We start from the raw sequence: 23,396 nt of genomic DNA, 5'->3' as shown, positions 1-23,396 counted from the left end.
TATACACCTGTTATGCCTGTGTTTGCTGACTATTCTGATGCATATGCACATCAAGCTGCGGGAACGGAATGCCGATATTATGCTTATCGAGTGCGCGCTTGAAGTTTTCCAGCAGATCCCAGTATACATCCATGAAATCGCCGTTTTTTGTCCAGTAGCGGACAACGAAATTCAGAGAAGACGGCGCCATTTCATTGAGACGCACCACGATGCCTTTCTCTTTCTGGACACGCGGGTCAGCCGCGACGATCTCTGTCAGAATCTCTTTGACCTGATCAATATCCGCGTTGTAGGCCACACCGACAATAATGTCACGGCGGCGATCCGGTTCACGGGTCACGTTAATAATATCACCCGCAATCACTTTACCGTTCGGGATCACAATGATTTTGTCATCTGCGCTGCGCAGTGTGGTGGAAAAAATCTGCACATTCTGAACCGTCCCTTCTGACGCACCGATAACCACATATTCTCCGGCACGGATAGGACGGAAAACCACCAGCAACACGCCAGCCGCGAGGTTAGAGAGTGACCCCTGCAATGCCAGACCAACGGCCAGACCTGCCGCACCGAGCACCGCGATCACAGATGCGGTTTGTACGCCGAGACGTCCCAGCACCGCAATCAGTGTGAAGGCAATAACCGCATAGCGAACCATCGCGGACAGAAAATCAGAGACAGTGACATCCACGCCGCGCATTGCCAGCAGGCGGGAAACCGCTTTAGCAGCCATTTTTGCCACAAACAGACCAATAATCAGGGTCAGTACGGCAGCCACAATATTCACTGCATAATCCAGCAGCAATGCCTGATTATTTGCCAGCCATCCGGTTGCCTGATTCAGGCCGTCCGTCAGGATTTGTTCATTCATTCATCCACCTCATAAGTTACCGGAAATAAAGAAAAACAACATTGTTGCAATAACCGACCGATTATCGCCCCGGGTAAAGAACCTCTGGTTTATATTACCGTAACAAATGAAAATTTCAGAATAAAAATTCTCAGCCCTGCCCGCCGGTCACAATAAATTTACGATAGTTTTCCAGTAAAATCATAAAGTCAGCTGTGCCGCAGAATGCAATACTTTCATTATCGTAATAACTCATGCCTTCGTCCGGCTCATCTGTTTCAAAGGTAATCTGATTCGCGTTAATCATGATTTCCTCATCATCCATCAGCAAAGTGTATTCATGCCCCACTCGCTGCCACTGTTGTTCCCGCCCTTTAATACTGTCAAATGCCACGGTTATCTCATCAATCACCGAGAGATCCCCTTTCACTTCTTCATTCAGCCAGTGACCGATCGCTTCGTGATCCATTGACAGCTTAACTATCACGTTCCCGTCGATCCCGAGGGAAAATTCATAATCCATCGCTGTATACCTCTTGTTAATGCTTTACCGCTGTCACGTATGCAACACCTGCTCTTATTTTAGCGGGTTATCCCGTTTCCAGGTACATTGATACCGTAATTAACCGGATAACAGGTATAAAAAACGGGAGACAGTGGTTGCTGTCTCCCGCCGGTAATAAAACTGCGGACTGATTCAGATGCTGACTATCACACCTGAGTCTGGAAAATCACGCCATCCGCGACTTTGGTATACTCATTCAGTTGGTCAAAGTTGAGGTAACGGTAGGTATCTTCCGCCGTCTCATCCACTTTATCCATAAAGGTCTGATACTCCGCCGGTGTCGGTAAACGCCCCAGCAGGGAAGCCACCGCCGCCAGTTCCGCAGAGGCCAGGTACACATCGGCACCGGTACCCAGACGGTTCGGGAAGTTACGGGTGGAGGTGGAAACAACCGTTGAGTTATCCGCCACACGCGCCTGGTTCCCCATGCACAGTGAACAGCCCGGGATCTCAACACGGGCACCGCTCTTACCGAAGATGCTGTAATAGCCCTCTTCTGTCAGCTGAGCGGCATCCATCTTGGTCGGCGGTGCCACCCACAGGCGGGTCGGCAGCTGGCCTTTATGACTGTCGAGCAGTTTACCCGCCGCGCGGAAGTGCCCGATGTTGGTCATGCAGGAGCCGATAAAGACCTCATCAATTTTACTGCCTGCCACGTCAGACAGCAGACGAGCATCATCCGGATCATTCGGCGCGCAGAGAATCGGCTCTTTGATGTCATTGAGGTCGATTTCGATCACCGCTGCGTAATCCGCATCCGCATCACCTTCCAGCAACTGCGGATCCGCCAGCCATTTTTCCATGCTCTGAATACGGCGCTCAATGGTACGGCGATCGCCGTAACCTTCCGCAATCATCCACTTCAGCAGAACGATGTTGGAATTGAGGTATTCTGTGATCGGCGCTTTATCCAATTTGATGGTACAACCCGCCGCAGAACGCTCGGCAGAGGCATCCGCCAGCTCAAACGCCTGTTCCACTTTCAGTGTCGGCAGACCTTCAATTTCCAGGATACGACCGGAAAAAATGTTTTTCTTCCCTTTTTTCTCCACCGTCAGCAGGCCCTGCTGAATAGCGTAATACGGGATGGCATGCACCAGATCACGCAGTGTGATCCCCGGCTGCATTTTTCCTTTAAAGCGCACCAGCACAGATTCCGGCATATCCAGCGGCATCACGCCGGTCGCTGCTGCAAAAGCAACCAGACCGGAACCGGCCGGGAAGGAAATCCCGATAGGGAAACGGGTGTGTGAGTCACCACCGGTACCCACGGTATCCGGCAGCAGCATACGGTTCAGCCAGGAGTGGATGATACCGTCCCCCGGACGCAGCGACACACCGCCACGGTTCATAATGAAATCAGGCAGAGTGTGGTGAGTATTTACATCCACCGGTTTAGGATAAGCGGCTGTGTGACAGAAAGACTGCATCACCAGATCCGCTGAGAAACCAAGACACGCCAGGTCTTTCAGTTCATCACGGGTCATCGGCCCGGTGGTGTCCTGAGAGCCGACAGAGGTCATCTTAGGCTCGCAGTACTCGCCCGGACGAACACCTGCCACGCCGCAGGCACGGCCGACCATCTTCTGAGCCAGCGAGAAACCGCGGCTGCTTTTCTCAACCGGTTTCGCCTGACGGAAAATATCCGTATGCGGCAGACCGAGAGACTCGCGGGCTTTGGCGGTCAGGCCACGGCCGATAATCAGCGGGATACGGCCACCGGCGCGGACCTCATCCAGCAGCACATCGGTTTTCAGTTCAAATGTCGCCAGCAGTTCATTGGTGTCATGATTGCGGATCTCACCTTTATACGGGTAAACGTCGATCACATCCCCCATATTCAGGTTGCTGACATCCACTTCCACCGGCAGAGCACCCGCATCTTCCATCGTGTTGAAGAAAATCGGGGCAATTTTGCCGCCCAGCACGATACCGCCGCCGCGTTTGTTCGGCACATACGGGATATCATCCCCCATAAACCACAGCACGGAGTTGGTCGCGGATTTACGGGAAGAGCCGGTACCGACCACATCACCGACATAGGCCAGCGGGAACCCTTTTTTGCTGAGCAGATCGATCTGATTAACCGGACCGATATTACCCGGTTCATCCGGATCAATACCGTCACGCGGGTTTTTCAGCATCGCGAGAGCATGCAGCGGGATATCCGGACGCGACCAGGCATCCGGTGCCGGTGACAGATCATCGGTATTGGTTTCACCGGAGACTTTAAAGACGGTGACGGTCAGTTTTTCTGCCAGCTGCGGACGCTCCAGGAACCAGTCTGCATCAGCCCAGGACTGAATAATTTTCTGTGCATAGGAATTACCGGCTTTCGCCTTTTCTTCCACATCATAGAAATTATCAAACATCAGTAAAGTATGAGAGAGCGCTTTGGCGGCCACAGGGGCCAGTTTTTCGTTATCGAGGGATTCAATCAGGGCGTGAATATTATAACCACCCTGCATGGTTCCGAGTAATTCAACGGCTTTTTCAGCGGAGATCAGCGGTGAATGTGCTTCACCCTTTGCCAGAGCGGCCAGAAAACCGGCTTTCACATACGCGGCTTCATCAACACCCGGCGGTACACGGTTGGTAATCAGATCAACAAGAAACGCTTCTTCGCCTGCCGGCGGAGATTTCAGTAATTCGACTAACTCAGCAACCTGAGCGGCTTCCAATGGCTTAGGGGCGATCCCTTGTGCTGCACGTTCGGCAACGTGCCTGCGGTAATTTTCCAGCACGACGTACTCCTTGCTTTGTGTTTTTTATGAGTGCCCGGCAACGGGGTTTCAGCATATCAAAATTTAAACACATTGTTAATTCATTCACATTAAAGCAACATAAACAATTTGTGAGCTGAATAACATTAGTGAATTAAACTTGCTGCTTACCCGTTTCACCAGTGTTATGCCGTTTTAAACAGGAATCTGCACGATTATTGATTACGCCGGAAATGCAAAAAACGGTCGTTTGCGTAGTTCTGCTGCACCGGGAACGTCGGTCAGCACGCTGAAATTATTAATATCTGAATAATACCGGTTTGTCTATGAATACACAGGCGGGTGCTGACAGCGGGGAATAAAAAAAATCCGGCGCCAGAGGCAGCCGGATTTTTATCTTCAGCCGGGTAACAACGTGGTTACCGGGTCTACTGATTACTTTTTCTTTTTCGCTTTCGGATTCGGAAGGTCAGTGATGCTGCCTTCGTAAATCTCAGCCGCCATACCGATTGATTCGTACAGCGTCGGGTGAGCGTGGATGGTCAGTGCCAGATCTTCCGCATCACAACCCATTTCGATAGCCAGGCCGATTTCACCTAACAGCTCGCCGCCGTTAGTACCGACAATCGCACCACCGATAACACGGTGAGATTCTTTGTCGAAAATCAGTTTGGTCATACCTTCAGCGCAGTCAGACGCGATTGCACGGCCGGAAGCTGCCCACGGGAAGGTTGCTGTTTCGTAGCTGATGCCCTTCTCTTTCGCTTCTTTCTCGGTCAGACCAACCCATGCCACTTCCGGTTCGGTATAGGCAATAGATGGGATCACTTTCGGATCGAAGTAGTGTTTCAGACCGGAGATAACTTCGGCTGCCACGTGACCTTCGTGAACACCTTTGTGCGCCAGCATCGGCTGACCGACGATATCGCCGATAGCAAAGATGTGCGGCACGTTGGTGCGCATTTGTTTGTCAACGTGAATGAAACCGCGATCGTCAACTTCAACACCGGCTTTATCAGCCGCCAGCAGTTTACCGTTAGGGGTACGGCCGATAGCCACCAGAACCGCGTCGTAACGCTGTGGTTCTGCAGGGCCTTTCTTGCCTTCCATTGTGACATAGATACCATCTTCTTTGGCTTCAACGGCAGTCACTTTGGTTTCCAGCATCAGGTTAAACTTGGAGCTGATACGTTTGGTGAACAGTTTAACGATATCTTTGTCTGCCGCAGGAATGACCTGGTCAAACATTTCAACAACATCAATCTGTGAACCCAGCGCGTGGTATACGGTACCCATTTCCAGACCGATGATACCACCACCCATGACCAGCAGACGGCCCGGGACGGTTTTCAGCTGCAGTGCATCAGTTGAATCCCAGACACGCGGATCTTCGTGCGGGATAAACGGCAGCTGGATCGGGCGTGAGCCCGCAGCAATAATCGCGTTGTCAAACGTGATGGTGGTTTTACCCTTCTCACCGTTGACTTCGATAGTATTTGCGCCGGTGAACTGGCCGAGACCATTCACAACAGTCACTTTACGGCCTTTCGCCATACCGGCCAGACCGCCGGTTAACTGAGAAATAACTTTCTCTTTCCACAGACGGACTTTATCGATATCGGTCTGCGGTTCGCCGAACACGATGCCGTGAGAAGCCAGCGCTTTCGCTTCTTCGATCACTTTAGCAACATGCAGTAATGCTTTAGACGGGATACAACCTACGTTCAGGCAGACACCACCTAAGGTTGAATAGCGTTCAATCAGGACAGTTTCCAGACCTAAGTCAGCACAGCGGAAAGCCGCTGAATACCCTGCAGGGCCCGCACCAAGTACAACGACCTGGGCTTTAATTTCAGTACTCATCGTGACCTCTTAATTGTTTGTCCGGCGGGTCAGACGACATATATTCCACCGGGACGTACACACTGAGAGCAGTTTACAAAATTGTTAACAACCTGGAAAGGCGCAGTTCTGTGACCTGACTCCCGTTATCCGGGATGAGCACGTTTCAGCCTGCGCCACTGAGACCGGCTCTGCACCGGTCTCAGTGTAATTGCTTACATCGCCAGGCGGCGTAAATCGCTCATGTACTGATTAATCAGCGTGATGAAGCGGGCGCCGTCAGCACCATCGATCACACGGTGGTCGAAGGAGAGTGACATTGGCAGAATGAGACGCGGAACAAACTGTTTGCCGTCCCATACCGGTTTCATGGATGAACGTGACAGACCCATGATAGCCACTTCCGGTGCGTTAACAATCGGTGCGAAACCGGTTGTCCCGATACCGCCCAGGCTGGAGATGGTGAAACATCCGCCCTGCATATCAGAAGAAGTCAGCTTACCGTTACGGGCTTTTTTGGAGATTTCAGCCAGTTCGTAAGACAGTTCCAGAATACCTTTTTTGTTCACGTCTTTAATGACAGGAACAACCAGGCCGTTCGGGGTGTCTACCGCGATACCGATATTGACATATTTTTTCAGAATCAGACGCTGTGCATCTTCGGTGATAGAGCTGTTGAAACGCGGCATTTCGACCAGCGCTTTGGCAGCGGCTTTCATCACAAAGACCAGCGGAGTGATTTTCACGCCCAGCTGTTTCTTCTCAGCTTCTTTGTTCTGCTGTTTGCGGAATTCTTCAACATCAGTGATGTCTGCTTCGTCCATCAGCGTAACGTGCGGGATCATCACCCAGTTACGGCTCAGGTTAGCGCCGGACAGTTTCTGAATACGGCTCAGTTCAACTTCTTCCACTTCACCGAACTTGCTGAAGTCCACTTTCGGCCATGGCAGCATGCCTGGTAAACCGCCGCCAGCTGCAGCCGGAGCCGCTTCAGCGCGTTTCACCGCATCTTTCACATAAGCCTGAACGTCTTCGCGCAGGATACGGCCTTTACGGCCTGTGCCTTTGACTTTCGCCAGGTTCACACCGAATTCACGGGCCAGACGGCGGATAACCGGGCTTGCGTGAACGTAAGCATCGTTCTCAACGAAGTCATTACCCGCAGCCGGAGCTGCTGCCGGAGCGGCTTTCGCTGCCGGTGCAGACGCCGGTGCTGCGGCCGCAGGTGCGGCGGCGGCTGGCTGTGCTGCCGGAGCAGGTGCTGCACCCGCTACTTCGAATACCATGATCAGAGAGCCGGTTTTGACTTTATCGCCAACGGCTACTTTGATTTCTTTAACTTTACCGGCCATCGGAGACGGGACTTCCATTGAGGCTTTGTCGCCTTCAACGGTGATCAGAGACTGTTCTTCAGTCACGGTATCGCCGACGCTGACCATGATTTCAGTCACGTCAACTTCATCACCGCCGATATCCGGTACATGGATTTCTTTGTCTGCTGCCACGGCAGGTGCCGCTGCTGCAGGAGCCGGAGCGGCTGCGGCAGGCTGTGCCGCCGGTGCTGCGCCCGCAACTTCAAAGACCATGATCAGGGAACCGGTGCTGACTTTATCGCCGACAGCAACTTTGATCTCTTTAACCACGCCCGCCATCGGAGACGGAACTTCCATTGACGCTTTGTCGCCTTCAACGGTGATCAGAGACTGTTCTTCAGTCACGGTATCGCCGACGCTGACCATGATTTCAGTCACGTCAACTTCGTCACCGCCGATATCCGGCACATGAACTTCTTTCAGTGCGGATGCGGCAGCCGCCGCCGGAGCAGCCGGTGCGGCAGCCTGAGCTGCCGGAGCAGGAGCCGCTGCTGCGGCCTCTGCTTCAAATACCATGATGAAAGAGCCGGTGCTGACTTTGTCGCCCACAGCCACTTTAATTTCTTTAACAACCCCTGCCTGCGGAGACGGAACTTCCATCGACGCCTTGTCACCTTCAACGGTGATGAGTGATTGTTCTGCTTCTACTTTATCGCCGACACTGACCAGAATTTCTGTTACATCAACTTCATCTGAACCGATATCGGGCACATGGATTTCAATAGACATTAATTTTTACCTCTTATGCCACACGCGGGTTAACTTTTTCAGGGTTGATGCTGAATTTCTTAATGGCTTCTTCAACCACTTTCACGTCAACTTCACCACGTTTAGCCAGCTCACCCAGAGCAGCAACAACAACGTAACCGGCATCGATTTCGAAATGATGACGCAGGTTATCACGGCTGTCTGAACGGCCGTAACCGTCAGTACCCAGTACACGGTACTGGTCAGCAGGAACATAACCGCGAACCTGTTCTGCGAACAGTTTCATCCAGTCAGTGGACGCCACAGCAGGTGCATCGTTCATCACCTGAGTGATGTAAGGCACGCGCGGGGTTTCTGACGGATGCAGCATGTTCCAGCGGTCACAATCCTGACCTTCACGGGCCAGTTCGGTGAACGAGGTTACGCTGTAGATATCAGAGCTGATACCGTACTCAGAAGACAGAATCTGACCTGCTTCACGCACATGACGCAGAATCGCACCTGAACCCAGTAACTGTACCTTGCCTTTATCACCGGTCAGGGTTTCGAGCTTGTAGATACCTTTACGGATACCTTCCTCAACACCTTCCGGCATTGCAGGCATGTGGTAGTTTTCGTTCAGCGTGGTGATGTAGTAGTAAATGTTTTCCTGAGCTTCACCATACATACGCTCCAGACCATCCTGCATGATGACCGCAACTTCGTACGCGAATGACGGGTCATAAGACAGGCAGTTAGGGATAGTCAGAGACTGAATGTGGCTGTGGCCGTCTTCGTGCTGCAGACCTTCACCGTTCAGGGTGGTACGGCCTGAGGTACCGCCGATCAGGAAGCCGCGTGCCTGCTGATCGCCTGCCATCCACATCAGGTCACCGATACGCTGGAAACCGAACATTGAGTAGTAGATGTAGAACGGAATCATCGGCAGGTTGTTGGTGCTGTAAGAAGTCGCAGCTGCCAGCCAGGATGCACCTGCACCCAGTTCGTTGATACCTTCCTGCAGGATCTGACCTTTCACATCTTCACGGTAGTAAGCAACCTGCTCACGGTCCTGCGGGGTATACAGCTGACCTTTGGAGTTGTAGATACCGATCTGACGGAACAGACCTTCCATACCGAATGTACGTGCTTCGTCAGCAATGATTGGCACGATGCGTTCTTTGATGGATTTGTTTTTCAGCATCACGTTCAGTGCACGCACAAACGCGATAGTGGTGGAGATTTCTTTGCTCTGCTCTTCCAGTAACTGGCTGAAATCGCTCAGTGCAGGAATATCCAGTTTCTCATCGAAATGAGAACGGCGTGAAGGAACCGGACCATGCAGTGCCGCACGGCGTTCCATCATGTATTTCTGCTCTTCAGAGTTTTCGTCAAACTTGATGAACGGCAGTTTTTCCAGCTGATCATCAGCCACATCGATATTGAAACGATCACGGAGATGGCGCACGCCTTCCATGTTCATTTTCTTAACCTGGTGAGCGATGTTTTTACCTTCAGCGGTATCACCCATACCATAACCTTTAACGGTCTGGGCCAGGATCAGAGTTGGTTTACCTTTGGTGTCATGCGCTTTTTTCAGTGCAGCGAACATTTTCTTCGGATCGTGACCACCGCGGTTCAGTGCGAAGATCTGCTCATCAGTCCAGTCTTTGACTAATGCAGCAGTTTCCGGATAGCGGTTGAAGAAGTGTTCACGGACGTAAGCACCGTCTTTGGATTTGAATGTCTGATAGTCGCCGTCAACGGTTTCGTTCATCAGTTGGATCAGTTTACCGCTGGTATCTTTCTTCAGCAGTTCATCCCAGCGGCCGCCCCACATGACTTTGATTACCTGCCAGCCGGCACCTGCGAACATACCTTCCATTTCGTTAACGATTTTACCGTTACCGTTTACAGGGCCGTCAAGACGCTGCAGGTTACAGTTGATAACGAAGATCAGGTTGTCCAGGCTTTCGCGGACAGCGATATTGATTGCACCTTTAGATTCCGGCTCATCCATCTCACCATCACCCAGGAAGGCATAAACGGTTTGCTCGGAAGTGTCTTTCAGACCACGGTGTTCCAGATATTTCAGGAACTTAGCCTGATAGATAGCCGCCAGCGGCCCCAGACCCATAGAAACGGTCGGGAACTGCCAGAAGTTAGGCATCAGTTTAGGGTGCGGATAAGAAGGCAGACCTTTGCCGCCGATTTCCTGACGGAAATTGTTCAGCTGCTCTTCGGTCAGACGACCTTCCATGAATGCGCGTGCGTAGTAGCCCGGGCTTAAGTGGCCCTGGAAATAAATAACATCACCGCCGTCTTTTTCGTTCTGCGCACGGAAGAAGTGGTTGAAGCACACTTCATACATGGTAGCCGCAGACTGGTAAGATGCCATGTGACCGCCCAGATCCAGATCTTTCTTGGATGCGCGCAGGACCATCATGACAGCGTTCCAGCGGATAGCAGAACGGATACGACGTTCCAGCTCCAGGTTGCCCGGGTAGGCAGGTTCATCCTCAACAGGAATGGTGTTGATGTAGTTACGGGCCGCAGCACCTGCTGCAACACTCACACCACCCTGACGGGCAGTATTCAGAACCTGATCAATCAGGAACTGTGCACGCTCAACACCTTCTTCACGGATGACCGATTCGATCGCCTGTAGCCAGTCGCGGGTTTCGATCGGATCCACGTCATTGTTCAAAATGTCTGACATGGTGTATTCCTTATAGTTTATCTGTTTCTAATGATATTCGGAGCCTATCTTCACGTATCCCGTCTTAACGGTGGCGGGCGACGTGAAGATAGGCCCGGCTATATATTGCCGCTGATGCATAGGTCAGCTTACAGACGCAGCATTCAGGGATCTGTAAGCCCCAAAACCATTACTGATTTATTCTGTATACTGCTGGAGACGGCGCAGTGAACGTTCCCGGCGGGTGTGTTCACGGCTCATATCCAGCAATACGTCTTCCAGGAATGCCAGATGGCGGTGGGATGCTTCCCGCGCAACCTCCGGCGACCGGCTCATAATGGCCCGGAATACCTGTTCCCGGTGCTCGCTGACCATCGCCAGCATCTCTTTCCGGGTATATAAGAATTCAAAGTTCTGCCGGATATTTTTTTCCAGCATCGGCACCATACAGCGCAGCAGATGTAACAGCACCACATTATGTGCGGCTTCTGTGACAATCAGCTGATATTGCAGGACAGCCTGAGATTCGGCTTCCACATCCCCGGCGTCGCGGGCATCGGCAATCGCCTGATGGCTGTTGGTGATACGGACAAAATCCGCTTCGGTTCCCCGCAGTGCGGCATAATAGGCAGCAATACCCTCGAGGGCATGACGGGTTTCCAGCAGATCAAACTGAGATTCGGGATGCCCTTCCAGCAGCTGGGCCAGCGGGTCACTGAAGCTTTGCCAGAGATTGCTCTGTACAAATGTGCCGCCACCTTGTCTGCGCAGCAGAAAGCCTTTCGCTTCAAGTTTTTGAATTGCTTCGCGCAGTGAGGGACGTGAGACGTCGAACTGTTTGGCCAGCTCGCGTTCAGGCGGCAGCTTCTCCCCCGGGCTCAGAGTGCCGTCGAGGATTAAGTGTTCCAGCCGCTGCTCGATCACGTCGGCTAATTTTGGTTGGCGGATTTTGCTGTAAGCCATATTTGCATCAGAACCATCAACATGGATAAATATTGCTTCATGGGTTTTGTAGTCAATTGGTAATACCAATTTCTTTTACAGGGTCTTAAAGTAACAAAGTATTCACCAACTGTCTATAAAGACCTTGAGCTAAATCATAAAAACCAGCAAGTTTTAACAATTTTTTTTTAAATTTTAGCATAAATTGATAACTGATACGTTTAAATGCTGCATCGTGAATGTTACAGAATTTAACGTTTAAAATTCAGATAAATACGCAAACTGAACCGTTACAGTGACCAGATCGACGGATAAATAATCACTTTTTGTGCATTTTCACCGCATCTTATTGATGATTTTCCGCTTCACAGAGCCCGGCCAGATTGTTTCCGCTGTAACGATACTCACCAGACGCATTTAATCAGTAACAGGTTACCGGAATGCTAATTCTAGCAGGGAACCGGTAAACAGGAAAATTTCACGTCAGTCATATCTGCGAAATTTTACTGATTATTCAGCCGGAACGTCTGCCGGATTCAGTGAATTCCTGTATCGGTTCCAGTCGAAACAGGGACCGGGATCCGTTTTGCGCCCCGGCGCAATATCACTGTGTCCGGTGATATGCCCTTTTATTTGCGGATAGTGTGCCAGAAGCACCTGTGTCACCGCAGTCAGTGCGCGGTACTGTTCATCCGTAAAAGGTCGGGTATCCGTGCCTTCCAGCTCAATACCGACGGAAAAATCATTACACTTTTCTGTACCCTGATAACAGGAAACCCCCGCATGCCAGGCCCGTGCATCAAAAGGCACATACTGCACAATTTCCCCGGTCCGGCGGATCAGGCAATGTGCGGAAACCCGCAGCGCCTGTATTTCAGCAAAAAACGGATGTGCATCCGGGTCCAGCGTGCCCTGAAAAAGCTGGTCAATATACGGACCACCGAACTGTCCCGGCGGCAGACTGATATTGTGGATCACCAGTAAACGGGGAGTCACCTGTTCCGGCCGGGTATCGTGATGCGGTGAAATCACCCGGCGCGCTGTGGTCAGCCAACCATCCTGAATATCCATTCGTTCTCCTGAGCAAAAAACCGTTATTCAATCACATAATAAATATCATTTTGTGCCGCACAGTATACGTGTCTTCCCCCCTTTCCGGGGAGTACTGATTTTTCACGACAGATTTTTGCGTGTCAGACCGAAAAAAAAATCTGCATTTCTCAAATGTTACACCGCAGTTTTCCATCTGTACCGAGAAATCCGGAGACCTCTCTTTTTTGCCGACCCGTCATTGAATAAAGTGCATCACGCTAAATAAGTACCTCTTTCACAGACACAAAAAGGAGCATCTGTATGAACCAGCGCGGATTCACATTAATCGAGGTGATGGTGGTGGTTGCCATTGTGGCCGTTCTCAGTGCCATCGCGGTTCCCGGCTATCAGAACTATATCCGGAAGGCAGCACTGATTGACGTGCTGCGCACGGTTACCGCGTTTAAAACCAGCGTGGAACTGTGCAGTTTTGATAATCCCTCTTTTGCAGGATGCAACAGCGGGTCGGGCACCATTCCGGCTGATACTCCGGGGCGCTACATCAAATCCGTCAAAGCGGAAAACGGTGTTGTGACGGTACAGGGAAACAGTTCACTGGCTGCGCTGACGGTCAGCACTACCCCGGTAAGAAATCCGCTTAACGGTATCACGGTCTGGACAACCGACTGTAACAGCGAAGAAGACGCACTGAAAAAAATCTGTCTTGACGTCATCAAGTAACTACTGACATGAAAAGGAATTCATTATGCAAACAGCTGCACCCGCCCCTGTCACCCGTACCGGCGGGGAAGAACAACTCTTACTGGCTGAAGTTCATGCACTTTGTGAGCGCAATGAACTGATGCTGATTGACTATAACCCCGATGCCGTCAGAGTTGCTGCCGCACAGCAGCCGCGCAGAGATATTGTGTCTGCTATCCGGTTTCTGGCCGGTAAGCGGGTGGACATTGAATTGTGGCACAGTGAAAAACTGGCCTACTGCCGCCGCAATACCCCGCTGCCGGAGCCGGTCCTTTTCCCCGGCGTAACCCCGGAGACAAACACGCCGGTCTCTGCGGATACCGGCAATAACTGTACAGGTACCGGTTCACCACTGCCGCCGCCTGCCCCGCCTCCGGCGCAGGATCCCCGCCGGGCGCCGGAGACAGATACCTGGCCGGCAGAACAGCAATCCGCCGCTGTCCGGTTTGTTAACCAGCTGATTGCCGGAGCCATTGCCAAACGGGCCTCCGATATTCACATTGAACCGGCACAACAGGGTTACCGGATCCGTGCCAGAATCGACGGGCAACTGCATACGCTGAATTCACCGCCACCGGAAATCAGTAGTGAGATAATTATCCGCATCAAAATCATTTCCGGCCTCGATATTGCCGAAAAACGGTTACCCCAGGACGGGCAGTTTGAGTGGCTGGAAAATAACACCCGCTATGCTGTCCGTGTTGCCACACTGCCGACAATTTATGGTGAAAAAGTCGTACTGCGCCTGCTGAGCACCACGCAGAATCTGGCGCTGGAAAAATCCGGGCTGACGGCCCGGCAACTGGAAACGCTGCATACAGGTCTGGGCAGTGCCACCGGTATTATTTTGCTCACCGGTCCCACCGGCAGCGGAAAAACTGCCACACTCTACGGCTGCCTGCAGTACCTGAATCAGAATAACCGGAATATCTGCAGTGTTGAGGATCCGGTGGAAATCCCGCTGCGGGGGATCACCCAGACGCAGATAAACCCCAAAATTGAGCTGGGCTTCGCCGCCATCCTGCGGGCCCTGCTGCGTCAGGATCCGGATGTCATTATGGTGGGGGAAATCCGGGATAAACCCACCGCCGAGATGGCAATCAAAGCAGCTCATACCGGTCACCTGGTGCTGTCCACTCTGCATACAAACTCTGCGGAGGATACATATTCACGACTGAGGCAACTGGGTATTGATGAATATTTCATGAAAACCTGCATCAAACTGATCATTGCACAGCGTCTGGTCCGCCTGTTGTGTCCGCGCTGTAAAACGCAGAAACAGAAAACAGAAACCGTGATACTGAGCAGCGGAAAAACACATCAACTCACCCCGTGGCAGGCAAACGGTTGTGATCACTGCTTTTCAGGCTATTACGGGCGTACCGCCTGCTTTGCATTTCTCACTCCGCAACACACAATGTCTTCTTCTGCCGGTGAATTACCCGGTTCACTGTTTGATGCCGGTATCGCGCTGGCGGAATCAGGGGTAACCACACTCAATGAGATTTACCATATGCAGGATATTTAACATCCGCTGACCAACAGGAGTGATGCCATGCAAATTTACCGGCTGTATGACTGGTCCGGTCTGACACCCGCTGACAAGGTGGTGACCGGAACGCTTATCTCACCTTCAGAGAATAATGCTGTCAGTCAGCTGATTTCGCAGAGCATCACACCTGTATCACTGTTTTGCCGCAAACGGCTGGTCTGCTCACAAAAAGAAAAACAGTATCTGCTGCACTTTACCCGGCAGCTGGCAACATTACTGACGTCGGGATTACCGTTACTGAAAGCGCTCACACTACTGGCAGGTGAATGCAGTCACCCGCTCTGGAAAGAAGTAGTCCGTGCTCTTATCAGACAACTTCAGCAGGGAAAAACATTTACTCAGGGAATAATGCAGTACCCCGGTTTATTTGATTCCTTTTATTGTCAGATGGCCACTGTCGGGGAGGAGACAGGAAAATTGCCGGAGTGCCTTCACACGATTGCACAGCATATTCAGAGTAACCGGGATCACCGGGCTGCATTAATTAAATCAATCCGCTATCCCGTTGCATTGTTAGTTGTCTGCTTTTTGATGATCACATTAATGTTTCTGTTTGTTATTCCTGAATTTGCAAAAATATATACCTCATTCGGTGCGGAACTTCCGGCTCTGACGCAATGGCTGATCCGGGTTTCTGGTGTTATTACCGGTTACACAATCCCGGCAATGGGTATAATGACTGCAATTATATTTATTTATCATGTATTTCGGCGAAGACATCCGGATATAAAAAAAACAGAATCAACCTGTATTCTGCGTATTCCGTTTATCGGAAACATTATTATCTTCAGCTGTGTCTCTCATATTTTCCGGATACTGGCAATAACACAACAATCAGGCATTACACTTATTTCGGGTATTAATACACTTATTATGACAACAACACATCCGTTATATAAAGAGGCATTAACTGTGATACGGGAGGACTTGCTTCACGGGAAAACATTCAGTGAATCAATTAAACAATCCGGGTTATTCCCATCTCTGTGCCATGAGCTGATTGCCACCGGTGAAGCCACCGGGCAATTCGGACACTTTTTTCTCTATACCGCAGACTGGTTTAAATCTCTCGCCTTAAACCAAATTCAGACATTTTTTAAAATACTCCAGCCGGTACTGTTTATCCTGCTGGCAATTCTTGTTGCTGTTTTATTAATTGCAATGTATTTACCTTTATTCCGGCTCGGTGAAGTTTTAGTCTGATAAAACTATTCATAATTTAAAGAAACAGATTAAAAAAATTCAAACCTGTGAAATATCTCTGTATTCATCGCTTATTTGCCATAGGCGAAATTAATTTCATCAGGTACAATTTACCCGTTGTTTCAATCAGGACAGAAATACAATGGCTTATATTGTTGCGTTAACCGGAGGTATCGGCAGCGGAAAAAGTACCGTTGCGGATATGTTTGCCCGTCTCGGGGTCCCTGTGACAGATGCGGATATTATTGCCCGTCAGGTGGTTGAACCGGGAACGCCCGCATTACAGGCTATTGCCGATCACTTCGGTACCCGGATTCTGGCTGCAGACGGCACACTGGACAGAGCAGCACTGCGCCGGGAGATCTTTGCAGACCCCGCGGAAAAAACCTGGCTCAATCAGTTACTGCATCCGCTTATCCATCAGGAAACCCGGCGCCAGCTGAACAATATCACTGCCCCTTATGCCCTTTGGGTGGTTCCTCTTCTGGTTGAAAATAACCTTGCTTCCCTTGCGGATCGCGTGCTGGTTGTGGATGTTCATCCGCACGAACAAGTCGCCCGGACAATGCGCCGTGACGGCGTTTCCGCTGAGCATGCCGAAAATATTCTGCGGGCGCAGGCATCCCGTGAACAACGTCTGGCCGTTGCCGATGATATCCTGACAAATCATGATAACGATGAGCCGCTGATGCCCCGCGTCCTTGCACTGCACGAACTTTATACAGCATTGGCCCGTCAGCCAAAACAGGAACACCCATGAGCGAAATCCGTCAGTCTGTTATTTTTGAACACCCTTTAAACGAACGAACCCGTTCATGGCTGCGCATTGAAACATCACTTCAGCAAATGAGTACGCTCTCCCCGCTGGACTCTCTGCCGTCCAGCCTGGCATTCTTCCGGGCCGTCGCGGAATTTATTGAAGTGATTGATCGCGGTGAAGTCCGTTCGGAAATTTTAAAAGAGCTGGAAAAGCAGCAAAAAAAACTGGCCATGTGGGCAGAAGCCCCCAATGCTGACCAGGCACTGATCCGGGGGTTTTCTGACGAACTGAAACAAAAAGCCGCTGAACTGAGCAAAGCGCCCCGCATCGCCCAGCACCTGAAAGAAGATAAAATAATCGGTATTGTCCGTCAGCGGCTGAGTATCCCGGGCGGATGCTGCGGGTTTGATCTGCCCTACCTTCATCTGTGGCTGAATCTGCCGCAGAGTGTCCGTGATACCACACAGGCCGCCTGGATTGAAGGTTTGCAGCCGCTGCAAAATGCACTCGGCAGCCTGCTGACCCTGCTGCGTCAGTCCGCACCATTTGTTGCGGCTGAAAGCCATAACGGTTTTTATCAGGATAATGCGGAAGGAGCGGATTTACTGCGTCTGCGTCTGCCGGTTGATTTCCTGATTTACCCGCAGGTCTCCGGCCATAAAACACGTTTTGCCATACGCTTCCTGCATACCGACAGCGAACACGGTATAATACCGGCTACTTTACCGTTTGAAATTGCCTGTTGCTGACAGGGAGGATGTTATGTCAGAAGCTATTATCGTTAACTGCCCGAATTGCAAAAAAGAAGTTGTCTGGGGACCGGAAAGTCCGTACCGCCCGTTTTGCAGTAAACGTTGTCAGTTGATTGATCTCGGGGAGTGGGCTGCGGAAGAAAAACGGATTGCCAGTCAGAGTGACCTTTCTGACAGTGAAGCCTGGAGTGAACCGGAAGACAGTTCACCGTACTGATTAATCCGGCAGCGGCTGAATTAAAACAGCCGCCGCCGTACCTCTGAATCTTATTCTGTCAGCAATGCCACAATTCCCCGGTTAACCGGCGGGAACTCCTCAGCAATCAGTGCTGTTTGTTTTACCCAGCGGGATGGCTGACCTTCGCGGCCATATGGCGCATTCTGCCACTCTTCCACCAGGAAGAAATAAATGGTGATCAGGCGATCCGGAAATTCATGTTCTGCCGTCTGCAACAGTTCACCGGGAACCGCAACAATACCCAGCTCTTCTTCCAGCTCCCGCACCAGCGCCTGCTCCGGTGACTCTCCGGCTTCCAGCTTACCGCCGGGAAACTCCCAGTAACCGCCCATATGAGATTTCAGCGGACGCTGAGCAATAAATATCTCACCTTCTGCATTACGGATAACGCCGGCGGCAATACGTAAGTGTTTTTTTTCCATCATGTTCTGTCCGTTTTATTTACAGAAGAAAGGCGGGTTCCCCCGCCTTTTTACTTTATTATGCTAATCGTCTGTCAGGACTGATTATTTCAGTGCACCGTGGCACTGCTTGTATTTCTTACCGGAACCGCAAGGGCATGGATCGTTACGGCCGACTTTGCGGACACCCGATGCCATTTCCGCTTCAGTTTTGGTCATCAGCGCAGCATTGTCATTTTCATGACTGAGCTGCTGACGCTGTGCCAGACGTTCAGCTTCCTCACGACGACGCTGCTCCAGTGCTTCCACTTCTTCCGGCATGCGGACCTGAACTTTGGAAATGGTGCTGACTACTTCATATTTCAGACCTTCCAGCATGTTAGCAAACATGGAGAAAGATTCACGCTTGTATTCCTGCTTCGGATCTTTCTGTGCATAACCGCGCAGATGGATCCCCTGACGCAGGTAATCCATTGCTGCCAGGTGTTCTTTCCACAGGGTATCCAGGGTTTGCAGCATCACGCCTTTCTCGAAGTGACGCATCATTTCAGCGCCGACAATCTCTTCTTTGGCTTTGTAAACTTCTACCGCTTTGTCAAGGATGCGCTCACGCAGGGTTTCTTCGTGCAGTTCAGGCTCTTTATCCAGCCACTCTTTGATTGGCAGATGTAAGTCGAAATCCTGTTCCAGACGTTTCTCCAGCCCCTGGATATCCCACATTTCTTCCAGAGACTGCGGCGGAATGTGTGCATCGATAACTGTTGTGAATACGTCACCACGGATGCTGTCGATAGTTTCGCTGATATCCCCGTTATCCAGCAGATCATTACGCTGGGTATAGATAGCACGGCGCTGGTCGTTTGCCACATCATCGTATTCCAGCAGCTGTTTACGGATATCAAAGTTACGGCTTTCCACTTTACGCTGTGCGTTGGCAATCGCTTTGGTTACCCACGGATGCTCAATCGCCTCACCTTCTTTCATACCCAGTTTGCGCATCATGCCGGTAACACGGTCAGAGGCGAAAATACGCATCAGCGCATCTTCCATAGACAGGTAGAAGCGGGAAGAACCGGCATCACCCTGACGACCTGAACGACCGCGTAACTGGTTATCGATACGGCGGGATTCATGACGCTCAGTACCGATGATATGCAGACCGCCTGCCGCCAGAACGGCATCGTGACGCTCCTGCCATGCAGCTTTCGCCGCAGCGATATTCTCTTCTGTCGGCTCGTCCAGCGCCGCCAGATCCGCCTGTAAGCTGCCGCCCAGCACGATATCCGTACCACGACCCGCCATGTTGGTGGCGATAGTCACGTGACCGGAACGACCCGCCTGTTCAACGATATCCGCTTCCATGGCGTGGAATTTGGCGTTCAGCACGCTGTGTTCAATTTTGGCTTTTTTCAGTGCGTTGGAGATAAGCTCTGATTTCTCGATAGAGATAGTACCCACCAGGACCGGTTGTCCGGCTGCGGTACGCTCGCGGATATCTTCAATGATGGCATTGAATTTATCAGCTTCTGTCATATAAACCAGATCCGGTAAATCTTTACGGATCATCGGACGGTTAGTCGGGATAACAATGGTATCGAGTTTATAAATTGAACTGAATTCAAACGCTTCCGTATCCGCTGTACCGGTCATCCCGGCCAGTTTGGTGTATAAACGGAAGTAGTTCTGGAAAGTGATGGAAGCCAGTGTCTGGTTTTCATTCTGGATTTCCACACCTTCTTTGGCTTCCACTGCCTGATGCAGACCATCAGACCAGCGGCGGCCCTGCATGGTACGGCCGGTGTGCTCATCGACGATGATAACCTCACCTTCGCTGACAATATAGTCGACATCACGGACAAACAGGGAGTGCGCACGCAGACCCGCCATAACGTGGTGCATCAGCATGATATTGGATGGTGAGTACAGGGATTCACCTTCATTCATCAGACCCGCTTCAGACAGCAGCTCTTCCACCAGCACCAGACCACGCTCGGTCAGTGTGACCTGGCGGGTTTTCTCATCCACAGAGAAGTGACCTTCACCTTTGAAAGTGTCGGAATCTTCTTTTTCCTGGCGGACCAGACGCGGGATCAGTTTATCCACTTTCATGTACAGCTCAGAGCTGTCTTCTGCCGGACCGGAGATAATCAGCGGGGTACGGGCTTCATCGATTAAGATGGAGTCAACCTCATCCACCAGCGCGTAGTGCAGTTTGCGCTGTACACGCTCTTCCGGGCTGAACGCCATGTTGTCACGCAGATAGTCAAAACCGTATTCGTTGTTGGTACCGTAAGTGATATCCGCAGCGTACGCTTCGCGTTTGGCCGGTGCAGGCATGCCCGGCAGGTTGATACCGACGGTCATACCGAGGAATTCAAACAGCGGACGGTTGTTTTCGGCGTCACGCTGGGCGAGGTAGTCGTTCACTGTCACCACGTGAACCCCTTTGCCGGACAGGGCGTTGAGGTAAGCAGGCAGTGTTGCGGTCAGCGTTTTACCTTCACCTGTACGCATCTCAGCGATGCAGCGTTCGTTCAGCACCATGCCGCCGATCAGCTGGACATCAAAGTGACGCATACCAAATACACGTTTACTGGCTTCACGTACCGTGGCGAACGCTTCCGGTAAGATATCCTGCTCGGATTCACCTTTGGCCAGGCGATCACGGAATTCCTGTGTTTTGGCTTTTAATTCATCATCACTGAGTTTTTCGAACTCAGGTTCCATCCGGTTGATAGCTTCCACGGATTTGCGCAGGCGGCGTAAAGTACGGTCATTCCGGCTGCCGAAGATTTTGGTCAGTAATTTTACCAGCATAATAAACGTCTCTGTTCAGGCACAATCAGGCCTTGTTAATAATCAATGTGTTAATAATTTTTTTGAGGAACTACGCTGATTGTACGGGACCGGCACGGATGCCGCCGGTGCGGGCAATCCACTGAACCGAAAAAGACGGAGACGGGTTAACTACAGCAATACGCTGCGGCAGAACTGCCGGATGATAAACAGGCAGAGCCGGGGAGTCGGTCAGAATGGCATACAGTGCCGCCAGCATATTTTGTGCGGAGGCATCATGCCGGTCTTCTGCCGGGGTATTATCTTTTGAGGCATCTTCCGGACAGGAAAATGCAAAGGAAATCTGGCGGATAACATTACGGACAGCATGCTGCTGCCAGTAATTAACGTTCTGTGAGGTTCTCGCCGGCTGGCTGCTTTGCAGGAACAGGCTGTCAAAGGCGGATAATGCCTGACTCTGGCGGTTTTGTGTTGTCCCGGTACCGGCTGTGGTAACATCACCACTGTTCAGTACCGCAGGCAGGCCAAAACCGGTCGCCACAATCCCGATAAAGAGATGGCACCAGAAATAACGCCTGCCAAATTGCCGCCAAAGATTTAAAATAGTGTTTCCCTCACGAGATCCGGAGTATATGTGATGCGCGACAGTCAGCCAGTTTCCCTTGAAAGCCTGCTGGAAAGCGGGACTAAGGATAATAATACCCTTAAAAGTATTCAGCAGCGTGCTGTCGTGTTACTTAAACTCAACCGCGCCGTTCTGGCGCTGCTGCCTGCGATGCTTAAACCACACTGCCGCGTGGCTAATTATCGCAAACAACTGTTAATTCTGGAAGTCTCTAATGCGGCACAGATGACCCGGCTGCGTTACGAACTTCCCGCACTGCGTTCTGCACTGCGCCGGGAGATTTTACCATCATTATCGGCCATCGACATCAAAATCAATCCGTCATTGATGAAATCATCAGCAACAGGGTTACCGGGTGGTGATAAAAGCAGCAATTCAGATAGCAGAGGGCAAAAAACAGCGGAGCCGGGACGGAGATTAAGTGCGGAGAGTGCCAATTCACTGAAAGCGCTGGCGCAGAGAAGTCCGGAAAAACTGAGGAAGAAGCTGGAGAAATTGGCTGCACTGGCCGGAGAGAGTACCAGTGCAGCAGATTAAGCAGACGGTTATTTGGTAAATAACGTCAGTGACAGGAGTGTCAGGGTCAGAGCAACGAGCTGTGGCGCCATGACCTGATTACGCCAGTACGGTTGACGGTGCACGGAATGCAACCGGCATCTGTGCTTCGTTCTCGAATGTCACGAGTTCCCAGGCGCTCTCTTTAGCCAGAACAGCCTGAAGTAACTTGTTATTCAGTGCGTGACCGGATTTGAATGCGGTAAAGGCACCAATGATATTGTGGCCGCACATAAACAGGTCACCGATAGCATCCAGCATTTTGTGACGGACAAATTCGTCTTCAAAACGCAGGCCATCTTCATTCAGTACGCGGTAATCATCCACCACGATGGCACAGTCAAAACTTCCGCCTAAACATAAGCCTTTGGACTGGAGATATTCAATATCCCGCATGAACCCGAAGGTACGTGCACGGCTGATATCCCGGACAAAGTTTTCCGCAGAGAAGTTCATCGCGTAGCGCTGAGTGCTGGAATCGATCGCCGGATGGTTGAAATCGATAGTGAAATCTAAGCTGAAACCGTTAAACGGAGAGAGTTCAGCCCACTTATCACCATCTTCAACACGGACGGTCTCTTTCAGACGCAGGAATTTCTTCGCACTGCTCAGTTCTTCAATACCGGCATCCAGTAACAGGAATACGAACGGGCTTGCGCTGCCATCCATAATCGGGATTTCAGCGGCATCGACTTCGATAACCAGGTTATCAATGCCGAGTCCGGCCAGTGCTGCGTTCAAATGCTCAACCGTGGAAATACGTACGTTGTCTTCATTTACCAGACAAGTACATAACATCGTATCACGCACGGATTTCGCATCTGCCGGAAAATCGACAGGCGGATTAAGATCAGTACGGCGATAGATGATCCCGGTATTGGCCGGTGCCGGACGCATTGTCAGCGTAACTTTTTTGCCGGTGTGTAAACCTACACCCGTAGCCTGAACAATACGCTTTAATGTTCTTTGTTTGATCATCGTTTCTGTCTCGTTTGATTAACTGTCTCCCTGTCATTATAAACTAATGACAAGGGAGATAG

At 51.1% G+C, this 23,396-nt stretch carries 19 protein-coding genes; 7 read left to right on the top strand and 12 right to left on the bottom strand.

Annotated features, from left to right (window positions below; translation table 11 throughout):
• Window positions 1-10: 10 nt before the first annotated feature.
• From mscS to ampD, 8 genes are all read right to left on the bottom strand, one after another.
• Entirely contained in the window at window positions 11-871 is an 861-nt protein-coding gene (mscS, locus tag JL661_RS04655; RefSeq protein ID WP_004238357.1) for a small-conductance mechanosensitive channel MscS, read from the bottom strand.
• 130 nt (window positions 872-1,001) lie between these two features.
• Window positions 1,002-1,373, bottom strand: a complete 372-nt coding sequence (locus JL661_RS04650) for a YacL family protein (RefSeq protein WP_004238358.1) — start codon at window positions 1,371-1,373, stop codon at window positions 1,002-1,004.
• Window positions 1,374-1,561: 188 nt separating this feature from the next.
• Window positions 1,562-4,159: a bifunctional aconitate hydratase 2/2-methylisocitrate dehydratase gene (acnB, locus tag JL661_RS04645; RefSeq protein WP_049246361.1), complete on the bottom strand. Its 2,598-nt coding sequence runs from the start codon at window positions 4,157-4,159 to the stop codon at window positions 1,562-1,564.
• A gap of 414 nt (window positions 4,160-4,573) precedes the next feature.
• The gene (lpdA, locus tag JL661_RS04640) at window positions 4,574-6,001 is read right to left on the bottom strand and encodes a dihydrolipoyl dehydrogenase (RefSeq protein WP_004238360.1); all 1,428 of its coding nucleotides are present in this window, start codon (window positions 5,999-6,001) and stop codon (window positions 4,574-4,576) included.
• 194 nt (window positions 6,002-6,195) lie between these two features.
• Window positions 6,196-8,082: a pyruvate dehydrogenase complex dihydrolipoyllysine-residue acetyltransferase gene (gene aceF, locus JL661_RS04635; protein WP_004238361.1), complete on the bottom strand. Its 1,887-nt coding sequence runs from the start codon at window positions 8,080-8,082 to the stop codon at window positions 6,196-6,198.
• 13 nt (window positions 8,083-8,095) lie between these two features.
• A complete protein-coding gene (gene aceE / locus JL661_RS04630) occupies window positions 8,096-10,759 on the bottom strand; it encodes a pyruvate dehydrogenase (acetyl-transferring), homodimeric type (protein WP_004238362.1) in 2,664 nt (887 codons plus the stop codon).
• A 177-nt stretch (window positions 10,760-10,936) separates the two neighbouring features.
• Window positions 10,937-11,701 (bottom strand): pyruvate dehydrogenase complex transcriptional repressor PdhR, encoded by a 765-nt coding sequence (gene pdhR / locus JL661_RS04625; RefSeq protein ID WP_015422916.1) that lies wholly within the window; start codon window positions 11,699-11,701, stop codon window positions 10,937-10,939.
• Window positions 11,702-12,190: 489 nt separating this feature from the next.
• The gene (gene ampD / locus JL661_RS04620) at window positions 12,191-12,751 is read right to left on the bottom strand and encodes a 1,6-anhydro-N-acetylmuramyl-L-alanine amidase AmpD (protein ID WP_046024172.1); all 561 of its coding nucleotides are present in this window, start codon (window positions 12,749-12,751) and stop codon (window positions 12,191-12,193) included.
• 282 nt (window positions 12,752-13,033) lie between these two features.
• On the opposite strand from ampD, the gene ppdD reads away from it, so the two are divergent.
• From ppdD to yacG, 6 genes are all read left to right on the top strand, one after another.
• The gene (gene ppdD, locus JL661_RS04615; protein WP_036416798.1) at window positions 13,034-13,453 is read left to right on the top strand and encodes a prepilin peptidase-dependent pilin; all 420 of its coding nucleotides are present in this window, start codon (window positions 13,034-13,036) and stop codon (window positions 13,451-13,453) included.
• A 25-nt stretch (window positions 13,454-13,478) separates the two neighbouring features.
• Window positions 13,479-15,002: an ATPase, T2SS/T4P/T4SS family gene (locus tag JL661_RS04610; RefSeq protein WP_032098306.1), complete on the top strand. Its 1,524-nt coding sequence runs from the start codon at window positions 13,479-13,481 to the stop codon at window positions 15,000-15,002.
• A 27-nt stretch (window positions 15,003-15,029) separates the two neighbouring features.
• The gene (locus JL661_RS04605; protein WP_036415473.1) at window positions 15,030-16,229 is read left to right on the top strand and encodes a type II secretion system F family protein; all 1,200 of its coding nucleotides are present in this window, start codon (window positions 15,030-15,032) and stop codon (window positions 16,227-16,229) included.
• A gap of 142 nt (window positions 16,230-16,371) precedes the next feature.
• Window positions 16,372-16,989, top strand: a complete 618-nt coding sequence (gene coaE / locus JL661_RS04600) for a dephospho-CoA kinase (protein ID WP_004238475.1) — start codon at window positions 16,372-16,374, stop codon at window positions 16,987-16,989.
• Window positions 16,986-17,738 carry a cell division protein ZapD gene (gene zapD / locus JL661_RS04595; protein ID WP_049241255.1) on the top strand — a complete coding sequence of 251 codons (753 nt, stop codon included), beginning with the start codon at window positions 16,986-16,988 and terminating at the stop codon, window positions 17,736-17,738. Before coaE ends, zapD begins: the two co-directional genes overlap by 4 nt.
• A 13-nt stretch (window positions 17,739-17,751) precedes the next feature.
• Window positions 17,752-17,958, top strand: coding sequence for a DNA gyrase inhibitor YacG (gene yacG / locus JL661_RS04590; protein ID WP_004238472.1), 207 nt, complete (start codon window positions 17,752-17,754; stop codon window positions 17,956-17,958).
• A 50-nt stretch (window positions 17,959-18,008) separates the two neighbouring features.
• Here the strand turns inward: yacG and mutT are convergent, their stop codons facing one another.
• From mutT to secM, 3 genes are all read right to left on the bottom strand, one after another.
• The gene (gene mutT, locus JL661_RS04585; protein ID WP_062773018.1) at window positions 18,009-18,401 is read right to left on the bottom strand and encodes an 8-oxo-dGTP diphosphatase MutT; all 393 of its coding nucleotides are present in this window, start codon (window positions 18,399-18,401) and stop codon (window positions 18,009-18,011) included.
• An 84-nt stretch (window positions 18,402-18,485) separates the two neighbouring features.
• Window positions 18,486-21,197: a preprotein translocase subunit SecA gene (secA, locus tag JL661_RS04580; protein ID WP_062772744.1), complete on the bottom strand. Its 2,712-nt coding sequence runs from the start codon at window positions 21,195-21,197 to the stop codon at window positions 18,486-18,488.
• A gap of 70 nt (window positions 21,198-21,267) precedes the next feature.
• Window positions 21,268-21,810 (bottom strand): secA translation cis-regulator SecM, encoded by a 543-nt coding sequence (secM, locus tag JL661_RS04575; RefSeq protein WP_036415476.1) that lies wholly within the window; start codon window positions 21,808-21,810, stop codon window positions 21,268-21,270.
• Window positions 21,811-21,813: 3 nt separating this feature from the next.
• On the opposite strand from secM, the gene JL661_RS04570 reads away from it, so the two are divergent.
• Window positions 21,814-22,338: a DUF721 domain-containing protein gene (locus JL661_RS04570; RefSeq protein WP_004238468.1), complete on the top strand. Its 525-nt coding sequence runs from the start codon at window positions 21,814-21,816 to the stop codon at window positions 22,336-22,338.
• Between the two features lie 78 nt (window positions 22,339-22,416).
• On the opposite strand, the gene lpxC is transcribed toward JL661_RS04570, so the two are convergent.
• Entirely contained in the window at window positions 22,417-23,334 is a 918-nt protein-coding gene (gene lpxC / locus JL661_RS04565) for a UDP-3-O-acyl-N-acetylglucosamine deacetylase (protein ID WP_004238467.1), read from the bottom strand.
• Window positions 23,335-23,396: the final 62 nt, after the last annotated feature.

It is taken from the genome of Morganella morganii (assembly GCF_019243775.1).
Lineage (GTDB): Bacteria > Pseudomonadota > Gammaproteobacteria > Enterobacterales > Enterobacteriaceae > Morganella > Morganella morganii.
This window is presented reverse-complemented; position numbering and strand designations above follow the sequence as displayed.

Bases quoted from the DNA above. Each gene is read 5' to 3' on its own strand.
- mscS (WP_004238357.1), bottom strand. From the start codon at position 871: ATGAATGAACAAATCCTGACGGACGGCCTGAATCAGGCAACCGGATGG.
- JL661_RS04650 (WP_004238358.1), bottom strand. From the start codon at position 1,373: ATGGATTATGAATTTTCCCTCGGGATCGACGGGAACGTGATAGTTAAG.
- lpdA (WP_004238360.1), bottom strand. From the start codon at position 6,001: ATGAGTACTGAAATTAAAGCCCAGGTCGTTGTACTTGGTGCGGGCCCT.
- aceF (WP_004238361.1), bottom strand. From the start codon at position 8,082: ATGTCTATTGAAATCCATGTGCCCGATATCGGTTCAGATGAAGTTGAT.
- aceE (WP_004238362.1), bottom strand. From the start codon at position 10,759: ATGTCAGACATTTTGAACAATGACGTGGATCCGATCGAAACCCGCGAC.
- pdhR (WP_015422916.1), bottom strand. From the start codon at position 11,701: ATGGCTTACAGCAAAATCCGCCAACCAAAATTAGCCGACGTGATCGAG.
- ampD (WP_046024172.1), bottom strand. From the start codon at position 12,751: ATGGATATTCAGGATGGTTGGCTGACCACAGCGCGCCGGGTGATTTCA.
- ppdD (WP_036416798.1), top strand. From the start codon at position 13,034: ATGAACCAGCGCGGATTCACATTAATCGAGGTGATGGTGGTGGTTGCC.
- JL661_RS04610 (WP_032098306.1), top strand. From the start codon at position 13,479: ATGCAAACAGCTGCACCCGCCCCTGTCACCCGTACCGGCGGGGAAGAA.
- JL661_RS04605 (WP_036415473.1), top strand. From the start codon at position 15,030: ATGCAAATTTACCGGCTGTATGACTGGTCCGGTCTGACACCCGCTGAC.
- coaE (WP_004238475.1), top strand. From the start codon at position 16,372: ATGGCTTATATTGTTGCGTTAACCGGAGGTATCGGCAGCGGAAAAAGT.
- zapD (WP_049241255.1), top strand. From the start codon at position 16,986: ATGAGCGAAATCCGTCAGTCTGTTATTTTTGAACACCCTTTAAACGAA.
- yacG (WP_004238472.1), top strand. From the start codon at position 17,752: ATGTCAGAAGCTATTATCGTTAACTGCCCGAATTGCAAAAAAGAAGTT.
- mutT (WP_062773018.1), bottom strand. From the start codon at position 18,401: ATGGAAAAAAAACACTTACGTATTGCCGCCGGCGTTATCCGTAATGCA.
- secA (WP_062772744.1), bottom strand. From the start codon at position 21,197: ATGCTGGTAAAATTACTGACCAAAATCTTCGGCAGCCGGAATGACCGT.
- JL661_RS04570 (WP_004238468.1), top strand. From the start codon at position 21,814: ATGCGCGACAGTCAGCCAGTTTCCCTTGAAAGCCTGCTGGAAAGCGGG.
- lpxC (WP_004238467.1), bottom strand. From the start codon at position 23,334: ATGATCAAACAAAGAACATTAAAGCGTATTGTTCAGGCTACGGGTGTA.